The organism is Streptomyces sp. NPDC058691, from assembly GCF_042714775.1.
GTDB lineage: Bacteria > Actinomycetota > Actinomycetes > Streptomycetales > Streptomycetaceae > Actinacidiphila.
In genome coordinates this window covers 1-12345 of the sequence record NZ_JBHXSO010000111.1, presented here as the reverse complement: position 1 = coordinate 12345, position 12345 = coordinate 1, and the positions used below count along the sequence as shown (strand labels likewise).

10 protein-coding genes are annotated in these 12345 nt (G+C 70.9%); 4 read left to right on the top strand and 6 right to left on the bottom strand.

The genetic code is table 11. The features are described from left to right. Positions 1 to 236 precede the first annotated feature (236 nt). Positions 237 to 707, bottom strand: coding sequence for a nuclear transport factor 2 family protein (locus tag ACFWVC_RS37715; protein ID WP_384298791.1), 471 nt, complete (start codon positions 705 to 707; stop codon positions 237 to 239). A gap of 112 nt (positions 708 to 819) precedes the next feature. On the opposite strand from ACFWVC_RS37715, the gene ACFWVC_RS37710 reads away from it, so the two are divergent. Continuing rightward, a complete protein-coding gene (locus ACFWVC_RS37710) occupies positions 820 to 1425 on the top strand; it encodes a TetR/AcrR family transcriptional regulator (protein ID WP_384298797.1) in 606 nt (201 codons plus the stop codon). Then, on the top strand, positions 1341 to 1859 hold the full coding sequence (locus ACFWVC_RS37705) for a zinc-binding dehydrogenase (protein ID WP_384298788.1): 519 nt from the start codon (positions 1341 to 1343) through the stop codon (positions 1857 to 1859). Before ACFWVC_RS37710 ends, ACFWVC_RS37705 begins: the two co-directional genes overlap by 85 nt. A gap of 121 nt (positions 1860 to 1980) precedes the next feature. Here ACFWVC_RS37705 and ACFWVC_RS37700 read toward each other — a convergent pair whose 3' ends face one another. Together ACFWVC_RS37700 and ACFWVC_RS37695 are read right to left on the bottom strand one after the other, a co-directional pair. After that, positions 1981 to 2127 (bottom strand): SpoIIE family protein phosphatase, encoded by a 147-nt coding sequence (locus ACFWVC_RS37700; protein WP_384298785.1) that lies wholly within the window; start codon positions 2125 to 2127, stop codon positions 1981 to 1983. Positions 2128 to 2430: 303 nt separating this feature from the next. Further along, a complete protein-coding gene (locus ACFWVC_RS37695) occupies positions 2431 to 4701 on the bottom strand; it encodes a SpoIIE family protein phosphatase (protein ID WP_384298782.1) in 2271 nt (756 codons plus the stop codon). A gap of 379 nt (positions 4702 to 5080) precedes the next feature. Between ACFWVC_RS37695 and ACFWVC_RS37690 the strand changes: the two genes are divergently transcribed. Then, entirely contained in the window at positions 5081 to 6262 is a 1182-nt protein-coding gene (locus ACFWVC_RS37690; RefSeq protein ID WP_384298794.1) for a glycosyltransferase, read from the top strand. 65 nt (positions 6263 to 6327) lie between these two features. Here the strand turns inward: ACFWVC_RS37690 and ACFWVC_RS37685 are convergent, their stop codons facing one another. The 3 genes from ACFWVC_RS37685 to ACFWVC_RS37675 form a co-directional block, all read right to left on the bottom strand. Beyond that, positions 6328 to 7608 carry a PucR family transcriptional regulator gene (locus ACFWVC_RS37685; protein ID WP_384298779.1) on the bottom strand — a complete coding sequence of 427 codons (1281 nt, stop codon included), beginning with the start codon at positions 7606 to 7608 and terminating at the stop codon, positions 6328 to 6330. Positions 7609 to 7706: 98 nt separating this feature from the next. Next, entirely contained in the window at positions 7707 to 10607 is a 2901-nt protein-coding gene (locus ACFWVC_RS37680) for an AAA family ATPase (RefSeq protein WP_384298776.1), read from the bottom strand. 355 nt (positions 10608 to 10962) lie between these two features. Continuing rightward, positions 10963 to 11517 carry an HdeD family acid-resistance protein gene (locus tag ACFWVC_RS37675; RefSeq protein ID WP_384298773.1) on the bottom strand — a complete coding sequence of 185 codons (555 nt, stop codon included), beginning with the start codon at positions 11515 to 11517 and terminating at the stop codon, positions 10963 to 10965. Between the two features lie 262 nt (positions 11518 to 11779). Between ACFWVC_RS37675 and ACFWVC_RS37670 the strand changes: the two genes are divergently transcribed. Beyond that, positions 11780 to 12088 carry a WhiB family transcriptional regulator gene (locus tag ACFWVC_RS37670; protein WP_384298768.1) on the top strand — a complete coding sequence of 103 codons (309 nt, stop codon included), beginning with the start codon at positions 11780 to 11782 and terminating at the stop codon, positions 12086 to 12088. The last annotated feature ends 257 nt before the right edge of the window (positions 12089 to 12345 follow it).

The following is a 12345-nucleotide window of genomic DNA, read 5'->3' as shown; positions in this document are numbered from 1 at the left end:
CCAACACCGTCGCTCTGCGGAAGCAGCGGCTCTATCCGCGACCACGCCGAGTCCGTTATCTCTCCTCGCCCCACCACAAGATCAATTATGAGACACGACCTAGGCCCTGGCCGGCAGAAGTGCGCCGACGCCGAGCGCCAGCATCTGGTCCGGCCGTTTCGTGACCGGCGCGGTCCCGCCGCCCGCACGCAGCGCTGAGGGGGCGCGGAGATGCGGGCGCGACCCGGCCCGGGCGTTCACGACGTGGAGGGGCGCGTCTCGGTCCAGTCGACCATCAGTCGGCGCTCGGCGAAGAGCCACTCGCCGCCCGCATCCTTGGCGAATTGGTCGAGATAACGGATGGAGGCGATCATGATCGTGCGTTGTCCATCTCCATCGACCGAGATGTGGTGGGCCAGGCAGTAGCTCTCGCCGCTCGCCCGGTTTCCGTCCAGGGAGATGGTGCTCTGACCATTGAAGTGCGTAGTCGCTTGGTAGGTGTTGAGGTTGTCGAATACCGGGGCGAGGGCCTCGCGTCCTTGCAGTTCCTGCGTCGGCTCTGCCGCGGTGGCGTCCATGAACACCAGGAAACGGGTGTCTTCGGTGAACAGGGTCATTTGACCCTTCGCGTCTCGCCGGTCGGCGCAGTGCGCGTAGGCGTCGATCAGTTCACGGATGGCCAGTCGGTCGGTGGCTTCCTGGGCGGAGAGTGGCGAGTGGGGGGTCATGTATGTGCCCTTCAAGATTATATTTGACAGGTGTATAAAAGCATCGATTGTGTCATGGCGCAATATGGGTCCAGGGCACGACGGCGAAACGTTCCCGGCACCGGGTGGCAGCGTGTTCGCGGGCCGACAGGAGGGCAGTGCACTGAACAGGCGGACCGACCCCCGCATCACCCGGACGATTCGGGCCTTCGAACGGGCCATTGTGGAACTCGCCTCGGAGCGGCCGGTCTCTCAGATCAGCGTCGCCGAACTGGCCGACCGTGCCGGGGTCACTCGAGCAACCTTCTACAATCGCTACGGCACCCCGCTGGACCTGCTCATTCAGGTTCTCTATGCCGACTTGGACCGTGGCCACCGCCTAGAGGACGAGAGGTCGCAGGGCGGCCACTCGGCTGTCGAGCTGCTTCGCATGAATACGGCGGTGGTGGGGGACCACGTCGAGCGGTTCCGGGCGGTCTACAGTCTCTCCCTCGGGGATCCGGCGGACAGCGGTGTGTACGAGGCGCTCGTGCGCCACTTCAACGACTACACCCTGGCGTTCATGGCGCGCAGTGATCCCTCAGAGCTTCGCCATGCCAACCGCCACGTGATCGCCCAGTTCATGGCCCATGGATTCGCCGGCGCCGTCAAGGCATGGCTCAACGACCCCTCAGTCACGAAGGAAGACATGGTCGATGCCGCCGTGGCATGCGCTCCGGCTTGGTGGGTACCCAGCTAACTGCCACACACGTCCGAGCAATGCTTGGGACTTGTGGATCGCGGCGTCCAGTAGCGTCGTCCTCACCGCCATCCGGATCGCCCCATCGAACTCCCCGCGCTCACCGCCGTCTCCACCGGCCTGACCCTGCGCGGGTACGGCGTCACCGCGGAGACCCACCCCGACGATGCGGGCGTCCGCCCGGCGATGGCGTTCGTCACCTCGGGACTGACCTCGGCGCGATCCGCCCGGTCATCGACCGGGTCTTCGACGGCCTGGACGAGATGTCGGCGGTGCATCGCTACCTGGAGTCGAACGCGCAGGTGGGGAAGATGGTGGTGCGGGTCCGATGGGCCCTCACCTCGTCGGAAGCAGGACCGAGGCGTTCTGGGGCGCCTAGCCTTCCATCATGTGCGTCGGACGACCCGCACGGCGAGGTCGTCGAGGTGGTCTAACGGCGGCCGCGGCGTCGAGGATGCGGTCGGCGGTCTCCTCGGCGTTGAGTCCGTCGTGGACGGCTTCGCCGGCTAGTGTTCCGGCTCGCTCCAGTCCGGCTTCCAGCGTGAGGCCCGGTCCTTAGACCACCCCGTCGGTGACCATGACCAGCATGCTGTCCTCGTCGAGGGTGAAGGTCTCCTCGCCGTAGTCGGTGTCGGGCACAACTCCCAGGACCGGCCCACCCGCTTCGTCGGTACCCCGCCATGACCGCAACGCCCGCGACATGCGCGGCGAACGGCGATCCCCCGGACGACCCCGCGGTTGCATGCCGTCGTACGAGACCACCGGCGCGCGCTCAGGTCATCCGCAACGACCCGGGCACCACGGTACGGCACATCATCCGGACGTTCCTCGGCGGACACACCGAAGACGAAGCCCGAGCCCACTACAGGACGTCATCGCGCCGGATTCCACCAACGACGGCCATGCCGACCTCGCCGCCGAACCCGGTGTCCCCGCCACTGTCGCCGCAGCCGACTTCCACCGCACCGCGACGCCGCCCTGGTAGCGGCAACGAACACGGGCGCCTCAGGTTCCGGGGATCGCCATCTCCAGCCAGACCGTCTTGCCGCGCCCGCTGGGCGAGCTGTTCCACGCGCTGGCCAGGGCGTCCACGAGGAAGAGACCGCGTCCGGACTCCGCCTGGGCACTTCCCTCCTCGGTGAGGGAGAAGGCCGACGGCACGGGCGGTTCGCTGTCGGAGTCCCGGACTTCCATGCGGATGTTGTCCCTCAGGACGCGCAGCCGCACCTCGACGTCGCTGCCCGCGTGGATGAGGGCGTTGGTCACGACCTCGGAGACGACGAGCTGAAGGTCCTCCGACATCTCCTCCAGGCCCCAGGCGCGCAGCGCGTCGTCCACGAAGCCCCGGGCCGTCTTGACCCCCAGCAGGTCGTGCCCCTGGAGGTGCAGGTGTCCCGTCCGGGACGCCGCCCGGACGTCGGAGCCCTCATAACGGGCCAGAAGCAGCACGGCGTCGTCACGGCGGTGGTGGAACCCCGGCATCTGAGCGACCACGCGGTCGGCGAGCTCTTCGAGATTGCCTCCTGCCGCGGCGCTGCCGGTACGCAGCAGCGTGGTCGCGGCGGCGGTGGGGTCCGGGGCACAGGCGTCCACCAGCCCGTCCGAGTACAGCATGAGCACCGAACCCGGCACGAGGGTGTGCTTCCGCGAGCGGCAGGGGGCGGGGACGGAGACACCGAGCGGCACGTTGGGCGGAGCCTGAAGGACGGTGACGCCTCCGTCGGGGCCCATGGCGAGGGGCGGTGGATGGCCCGCCAGGGCCACTTCGGCCGTGCCTGCGGCGGTGTCCAGGGCGACGACGCAGCAGGTGGCGAGCAGGTCCGTGCCGAGCCTGGCGAACAGCCTGCCGGTCCGGTCGACGACCGCGGTCGGCCGGTGCCCCTCGGTCGCGTAGGCCACCACCGCACCGCGCAACTGGCCCATGACGGCCGCGCTCTCGATCGCGTGGCCCTCCACGTCGCCCACCACCAGCACGACCCGCCCGCCCGGCAGCTCGATCACGTCGTACCAGTCACCGCCGACCTCGGACGTGGCCGAGGCCGGCTCGTAGCGGGCCGTGGTCGTCAGCCGGGGTGATTCGGACAGCACCGGCGGGAGCAGCCTCTTCTGCAGGTTCTCGGCGAGTACGTGCCGCTTGCGGGTCAGTTCCACCCGTTCCACGGCCGGGCCCACCGAACCCGCCATCATCGTCAGAACGGCCCTCTCCTCGGGCGAGAGGCGGCGTGGGCCGCCGAACTCCAGGCAGCACACGCCGACGACGCTGTCCCTCCCGATGTAGGGCAGGTCGACGACGTGCCGGTTCCCGACGAGGGGGAGGTAAGCGGCGGAGGGCGACCCGTCATCGGGATGCCGGCGTTCCACGGCCAGCGCACCGCAATCGCCGGAGACCACCAGCGCACGCCGCCGGACCGCCTGCGCCGCGGGTTCCCTGCTGTGCAGCCCACTGCCGTGGAGGTTGCGCGCCAGGTCCGAGGAGTCCCCGCTGTGCCCGACGACCCAGAGGCGGCCCTGGCCGACGGACGCCAGCACCAGGGCCTTGGCCTGGAACGGATCCATGACGCAGTACCGCGCCGCCCCGACGACCTGGTCCATGGTCGTGGCCTGGTTGAGCAGATCGGACAGCCGCCGCAAGGGGTACATGAGGCTCAGCCCCGCGGAACCGGGGACGCCGCGCACCCCCCAAGGGGGGTCTCCGGCCACGTGGTAGTCACATTCGGCGGGGTCGGCACGGGCGATGGGCACCATGACGGGCATGTGCCCCGGCACGATCTCCGCGCCGTGCCGGACGAGTGCGGCGAGGGCCCGCCCGAGCCGGTCACCGACCCCTCCCAGCCGCGCGCGGTCGTCGGCTCCGTACTCGCCGTGGGTCTCCGGACGGAGGACGGACAGGGCGCCGAAGCGCCGGCCGCCGGCGATGAGCGGGGCCGCGGCGATGGCATAGGGGTAGTACGGCAGATCGTAGAGATCCTCGATCTGCGGATCCGGATCGGTCATCACCACGACCGCTCCGGCGCCCAGGGCACGCGAGGAGGCGTAGGGGGCGTCCAGCGCCATGTGTCCCGGGAGCATGAACACCGGCGGCGGGCTGCCGCCGACCATGGCCGCCTTGAGTTCGCCGCTGTCCTCGTCCAGCAGGTAGACGGCCGCCGCGGCGGCGTCCAGCAGGTTCGCGGCCTCGCGGAGCGCGGAATAGAGCACGGCCGCCAGATCGCCGCCCAGGATACGAGTGGGGACGACCTCACGGTCGCGGCCTGCGACTGCCCGGCTGCTCGCCACGGAGGTTTCATACCCATTTCGGAGCGTATGTACGATTTATTGGAAAATGCCCGTATCGATACCCGCGCCGACGCCCCGGCCGAGCCCCGGCCCACTCGGCACATCCGGCGGCACGACCCCGCCCGGATCGCCGCCCCCACCGGGCAAACCCACCGAAGTTCGAACAGCCTGGGTGACCTCGCGGGGCCCGACTTGTACCGTATAGGTCCCGGCTCAGGTTGTTGGGCCGGAGACAGCCGATCGTACGTCCAGGCGATGGGCCGCGTTCAGCCCCACGTCATCTCCATCCCCCCAGATATCGCCTAACCCGCAGATCACGGGGGTCGTTCAGTACTTCCGCAAGGCGGGTGATGGTGTGCGTGTGACGCACGGACTGCGTGTGCTCTCGGTTTATGAGGGCTTCTTCTCCGGCGGAGCCCGGATCCTGCACAGCGACGTCGTCCTCGGACTACGCGAGGGCGGCCAGCACCACAGCGTGCTCAGCATGCACGGGGAGGTGCACCGCGAGGCCACGCGCCAGCCGATGGAGGAGGACGCCTGCTACCGGTCGCTGACGGCCGCCGGGGTGGAAGTCACCTCCTTGGGCCGCAGTTTCGGCCTGACCGGGGGGCCGACGGCCTTCACCGGGCCGGAGCTGGCCACGACGGCCAGGGCGACGGCGGCCGCCGACATCATTCTGTCGCTGAAGGAGCAGCCCCTCGAACTGCTCAATCAGGCCGGCCTGCCGCTGCGGCCCGTCGTGGTCTGCCTGCACCGCTCCGACCCGGAGAACCAGGGCGCCGCCCTGGACGAGCTGAAGGCCGCCGTCGCGAGCGGCACGATCGCGGCCGCCGTCTGCTGCGCCGAGTCCACCCGGGACGCGTACCAGGCCGCCGGGGTTCCCGGCGAACTGCTGCACGTCATCCCGAACGGCGTGGACCTGCTGCGCTTCCAGCCCGACCCCTATCGGCGAGCCCGGCTGCGGACCGCGCTCGGCATCCCGGAGTCCGCGCCGGTGGTCGTCTACGCCGCGCGGTACGCCACGATGAAGAACGTGCCGCTGTTCCTGGAGGCCGCGCAGGCGTGGCTCCGGCACGAGCCCGCCGGGCACGTGCTGATGTGCGGCGCGGGCATGACCCCGGCCAACCTCGCGTTGCGTGAGGACATCCAGGCCGCCTTCGGCGACGGTCCGCAGCCTCCCCACCGGCTGCACCTGCTCGGCGTGCGGAGCGACATGGAGACCGTCTACGCGGCCGGCGACGTGGTGGCCCTGACGTCCTCCTCGGGGGAGGCGGCGCCACTGTGCCTGATCGAGGGCATGATGTGCGGCGCCATCCCGGTCGCCACCGACGTCGGCGACACCGCGGCGATCGTCACCGGACACGGCATCATCACGCCGCCCGACCCCGAAGCGATCATGTCGGCCTGGGTCGACGCCCTCGGCCGCAAAGCGGAATTCGCCCCCGCGCTGGCCCACAGCCGCGAACGCTTCAGCCGCACGCGCATGATCGCCGCGTACGCCGATCTCCTCGACCGCGTGCACCAGGGCATCGGCACGGCAGCTCTGCCGGAGGCGCTCTGACGCGGACGAACGGCGATGGTCGCCGGGACGACGCACCATGCCGGCCGGGAGCGATCCCGGCCGGCTCAGCCGTCCGCCGGCTCCGTGCTACCGGTGCTACCGGCCGGTTCCGAGGACGAGTGGTTCGGTGTCTGCCGCACCGCGCACAGCGCGAGGGAGAGTTCGGTGATTCCGCGGGGATCGGACACGGAGCGGCCGGTGTGCTCGGCGATGCGGCGCAGGCGCATGCGCACGGTGTTGGGGTGAACGTACAGACGCTTGGCGGCCTCCTCGGCCGATCCGCCGCAGGCCGACCAGGCCTCCAGGGTGTCCAGCAGCACATCGCGTTCGCCGGCCGGCAGGGCCTCGATGGGACCGAGGACATTGCTGGCGACGCGGGCCATGACGCCGGGTGCGCCGGCCGAGGCCACCGCGAGCGGGGAGTCGTCGAAGAAGGTCACGGCGCCGCTCTCCGCGTCGCCGCCGCGCATGGCGACCTTGGCGAAGCGCAGAGCGTCCCCCGTGCGGCACAGGTCGTCATAGGTGGGGCTGACCCCTACGCGCAGCTGTGCGTGCTGCCGCAGCACCCTGGCGAGGTCGTCCAGGTCCCGTGAGGTACGCAGGTACACGATCCCCAGCTCCAGATCCGGGCGCAGCCGCCAGCCGGACCGGATGTCGCGCCGGCTCAGGATGGCCGCGACCTCCGGCAGGGCCTGCCGGCCTATCCCCGGTACCTCCGCGGCGACCACGGTGAACGGGCCGTTGCGCGGTACGCCCAGGACCTCCGCCGCGGACCACACGGCGTCGACGTCCATGCTCCTGCCCTCCAGCAGCGCCTCCACCAGCGCCGAACGTTCCCGCTCGCCGGCGAGGAGCCGCTGGGACGCCGCGTCGTGGTATCCGGAGACCATGCCCTCGGTGATGGCGTCCTGGAGCTCCCAGATCGCCGAGGCCGCCGCGACTAGCTGGTCGCTCCCCACCAGGGATGTCCTGAGGGCTTCCGCGACCACTGCCTCCCAGAAGGACTTCACGCCGACGCGGTAGGCCGTCATCACGGAGGGAAGCGGCACGTTCTCCTGGGCTCGGCGGCGGCCGACGCGGGCCGCGGCCTCGGTGTCCAAAGGTGCCTGCCCGGACAGCGCCTGGAGTGCGTTGCACAGGTGTGCCCGGCAAGCCTCCTCCAGCTCCTCCGCGGGCACCACCTCGTAGTGGGAGCTCGGCGCGACGGCGCGGATCCGCGCCGCGATCTCCTTCGCCAGCTCCCCCACGCGGTCGAGCAACACGGTCGCCAGGGCACTGATCTGTGTGTCGATCCCCGTGTCGAGCAAGGTCTTCTCCAGCTCGCCGATGAGGTTGGCCTCCCTCAACGGTACTGCCGGAGCGGCCCCCGCTTCCTGGTCTTCGAGGCGGGACGGCGCCGGCCTCCGGCACGACGAAGGCGCCGGGTCAAACGATGCGGCGGTGTTCAGTCATAGGTCGCCCACACGGGGGCCTCGTCGTGCTCGGCCGGTGCCATCGCCTCCAGGGCGGCGCGGAGCGCGGCGCGTGAGGTGATCCCGAGCTTGGGATACAGCCGGTGCAGATGGGAGCCGACCGTGCGGTGTGACAGGAACAGACGTTCGCCGATCTGCTTGTTGGTCAGGCCGGTGGCCGCCAGCTCGGCGATCTGCCGTTCCTGCACGGTCAACACGACTGCCAGTGCGTCGTGCCCCGTCGTGGTGGTGGTAGCGACCCCGGCGGCGCGCAGCTCGTTGCGGGCCCGGTGGGCCATGGCATTCGCGCCGATCCGCTCCAGGGTTTCGAGGGCGGCGCTCAGGTACTGGCGGGCGCGGGGGTCGCGGTTGCGGCGCAGCCACTGCCCGTAGGCGAGCTGGATGCGCGCGTGTTCCCAGGGCCAGCGGGCCGCCTGAGGCAGGGACAGGGCCGCTTCGAACAGGTGGCCGGCCTCCTTCTCCTCGGCGGCCACGGCCGCTGCCCCGGCGGTGATCATCGCGATGCGGGGGGAGATGCGGTGGCTGCCCGCCTCCCGTGCCACGGTGACATGGGCGCGGGCCTGGTCCGTGCGGCCGGTACGGACCTCCGCCTCGACCAGGTCCAGGAGCATCCACCGGCCCGGGACGCCTGCGCTCGGTGCGCCGGAGGGATCGACCCTGGCCACTTGGACATGGGCCTCCTCGTAGTCGCCCTGGCCGATGGCCGCGAGGTGGCGAGCCGACCGGGCGTACCCCTCCGTCACCTCGATGCCGCGCGGCGCCGCCCAGGTCGAGGTCTCCTCGCTGCCGGTCCGGGCGAGATCCACGTTGCCGCGCAGAGCCGCGCCCGTTGCCAGCAGGGCCCGGATCTGCCGCTCCCAGAAGTGGTAGCCGTAGGCCACTGCCAGATCCAACCCCTCCCGTGCCAGGTTCTCGGCCTCGTCCCACAGCCCGCGGGTGTAGGAGTCGTGACAGAGCAGCATCAAAGCCGGAACGACCATGGCGATCGCGCCGCCGTCGCGTTCCCGTTCGATCATGCGGGCGACCAGGTACCTGTAGTCGGACAGGGCGTCCACTGCGACCGCCGCGAAGGCCAGGGGGATCAGCTCCCAGGGTGCCGCGTCGGCAGGCAGCGCCGTGAAGGCGTCCGCGAGGCCCTTCCGCAACGCATCGGGAGCTCGAGTGGGGTCGACGTACGCGTCGTAGCACAGTCGGAACGGGGTCACCGCACCCGGTTCGAACCGGTCCATCGCGGTCTTGAGAAGCTCCCACGGCTCGGGGCGGAGGGCATAGAGGCTGACGAGCAGCAGCGCGTACAGGATGCCGTAGTGGTCCCAGTCGTCGTTCTGGGCGGTGTCGGTGTCGAGCGCCCGGGCCAGGAGCCGGTATGCGGAGTCGACATCGCCCTCGTCGTTGGTGAGGAGGTGGGCGGTGGCGGCGAAGACCAGCCCGGTCGGCGTGTCGAGTGCCTGTCCCGCGTCGGCCAGCAGTCTTGACACGTCGTCGAGTTGACCGGTGAAAGTCGCGAGGTACGCGGCCTCGACCAGCCGGCGGGACCGGTCCCCCGGATGGGGGCTGAGTTCACCGGCCCGCATGAGCGCGGCCACCGCGGCGGGCGCTGCGAAGCGCCGCCGGTCGGAGGCGGCCGCCTCGCCCGACGCCCGGGCCGCGGCGCCGGACGCCGTGCCGCGGCGCCAGGCGGACAGCGCCGCTTCGTCCAGCGCCCGGGCCACCGTCTCGTCCGTGCCGGTCGTGGCCTCGGCCAGATGCCACGCCCGGCGCTCGGAGGAGTCGGCCATGGCCGCGGCCAGAGCGTGGTGCGCGGTCCGGCGTTCACCCGGGGATGCCAGGTGCACGATCGCGGCGCGGATCAGCGGATGGCGGAACGACAGACGGCCGACGCCCGCATGGACCTGGACCAGGTCCGCTCGCCGCGCCGGAACGAGGTCGTCGGCGCCCGCGGAATCCCCTGCCGCCTTCCTTATCGTGGTCAGGCCGGCGTCGGCTTCCAGCGCGGCCAGGAGAAGTACCCTTCGGGTCGGCGGGGGCAGCTTTTCGACAGCCGCCGCGAAGGCCGCCTCCAGCCGGCCGGCCAGGGGCATGAGCGCCGGAAGCGGGTCCTGGCCGGAGCGCTGCCGGCTGCTCAGCACCGCCGGCAGTTCCCGCAGCGCGAGCGGGTTGCCCGCGGCCTCTGCCAGCATCCGCCGCCGCACCGACGGCCCCAGCCCCGGCCATCGAGCGTCCAGCAACTCGGCTGCCGCCTGCGCGTCCAGCGGCCCGATCTCGTGCACGACCAAATGGAGTTGGTCGCCGAGGTGGTCCGCCCCGGTCCGCATGGCGGCGAGGAAGACGATCGGGTCGTCGCCGATCCTGCGGACGACGAACCGCAGCGCGGTCGCGCTGGCGTGGTCGATCCACGGCACGTCGTCGGCGATCATCAGCAGCGGACGCTCGGCGGTGACCTCGCCGAGCAGGGCGAGTACGGCCGTCGAAGCGGCGAGCGGTTCCGGCGGCGGTCCCGGCGCGAGGCCGAAGATCCGGTCGAGGACGTCGCGGTGGTGGTCGCCGAGGCGGTCGGCATGCCGGCGCACCGGGTAGAGCAATTGATGCAGCGCCGAGAAGTCCATCTCGGCCTCGAACTCCACGCCGGAGGCGCGCAGTACGCGCATTCCGATGTCCGCGGCCCGTGCTGCGGCGGTGTCCAGCAGCGCCGTCTTCCCCACCCCCGGAGCGCCGCGCAGCAGCAGGCCGGGGCGACTGGGATGGAGCCTGGCGAGCAGTGAGTCCATCAGTTCCAGCTCGGCCGTGCGCCCGGACAGTTCCGTTCCAGGTCGCGGATTCGCCGGCTTCCCACCATGAGGCTGCCTGTCCGGGAAATCATGATGGGTCGACAAGAAAAAGCATCCTTAGCTTCTGTGCGATCTGCGACGATCAAGGCCCGGCCCACAGCCGGTCCTCGGCCCGGCGCCGCCTGCCGTGCGGAAGCTGGGCGGACGACCGGGGCGCCGAGTTGCTCCCGCCGCCGCCCCGGTCCGCCTCCGCGACGCCTGGACCTGTCCCCTGCCGGCGGTCGACAACGGTGTCGGGGCGCCCGGCGGGAAAGCGCCGGCTTCCCTTGTCCGCTCGGCGCTCCGGAAAGATCATGTCCGGTGCGGGAAACGCAGTCCATGTTTCCGCCCACAGGAATCAACCCCACCGGCAGTGACCGGCCACATGGTCGCCGCGGCATTCGCCGCGTGCCGAGGGGGATCAGGACCGGGCGATTCGCCTCGCGTGGGGCGTGAAGCGGCGGATCCTCGCGGACCCGATGAGGACGAGGGCCCCCTGCAGGATGCTGGAGACGCCGAACACGCAGGCAAGCGTGACCGCGCCGGCGCCGGGCCGCGCGGCAAGCACGATCCCGAGGAGGATCGACACCAGACCGCTCAGCAGCCACATCGCCCGTCCTTCAGCGCTCTCGTCGTGCCGGAACGACAGGGCCACCTCAAGGATTCCGGTGACCGACACCCAGCCCGCGACCCAGACCGCCAGCAACGGCGCCGTGGCTACCGGCCCCGCGAGCGAGCCGAACGCCACGGCCAGGAACAGCGCGCCGAGGAGCAGGCACCCGGCGATCGGGGCGACGCGTTCGCTGCCGAAGGCACGCACGGCGTCAACACCGGTGGCGGCGAGGACATAGACGGAGAACACGACGACGAACGCCTCCACGGTGACGCCGGGCCGCGCCAGCGAGACGACTCCGACGACGACGGCCAGCAGCGCTCGCCAGAAGAGGGGGGTCGTCGCGAACCTGGCCATGGTCATGCCTTTGTCCTCCGGGGAAGTGCCCGATCCCACGGAGCGTGACGGAATCGGCGCTGCCGCCACTCTGCTCCGGCGCCGGCCCGGCCTGCTTCGGTCAATCGACGCAACGAACGGCGTACCGACCGGCATTCGGCACGGCCTCCCTCCCCCGCGCGCTTCCCCACATTCGGTCCGCCCATCAGCCAATCGACCGAAGCCGCGACGCCGGCCCGGCGGTGAGGATGATCTGCACCGGATCGGTCCGTCACCGGGAGGAAGTGTCATGATCCACCCCCATCGCCCGCTGCTGGCCTACTGGGACTGGCAACGGCACGCACTCTGCCGGGGCATGGACAGCTCCCTCTTCTTCTCTCCGCCCGGAGAGCGGGGCAGGGACAGACAGGCGCGCGAGAAGGAGGCGAGAGCCGTCTGCTCGCACTGCCCCGTGATCGAGGCCTGTGCCTGGACCGCCATGAGCGGCCCAGAACAGTACGGCGTCTGGGGAGGCATGTCCGAGGCGGACCGCAACCGGCTGCGGCGATTCCCCCGCAAGGTCGTCGCGGCCGAGTCCGAGGCACCGGAATCCAGGTGAGGGTGCGTAGTGGTGAGGGCGTGCGATGCGCGTCAGGGGGTGGCCCTCGCGGCAGTACCGCGGGGGCCGCCCCCTTTCTCATGTTTTCTCACGTTTCCTCACGACGACTGTCGCGGCGACGCAGGTGTAGCGGAGACGGCGGCCCGGACCTCGTCTCGGGTGAGGTGGTCGTCGGTGTGCTCCATCGCCCGGATCGTGCTCGGCTGTCCCGGTGCGGACGAAATCGTCCCCGGCACCGCCCTGGGCGTCGACCTCGA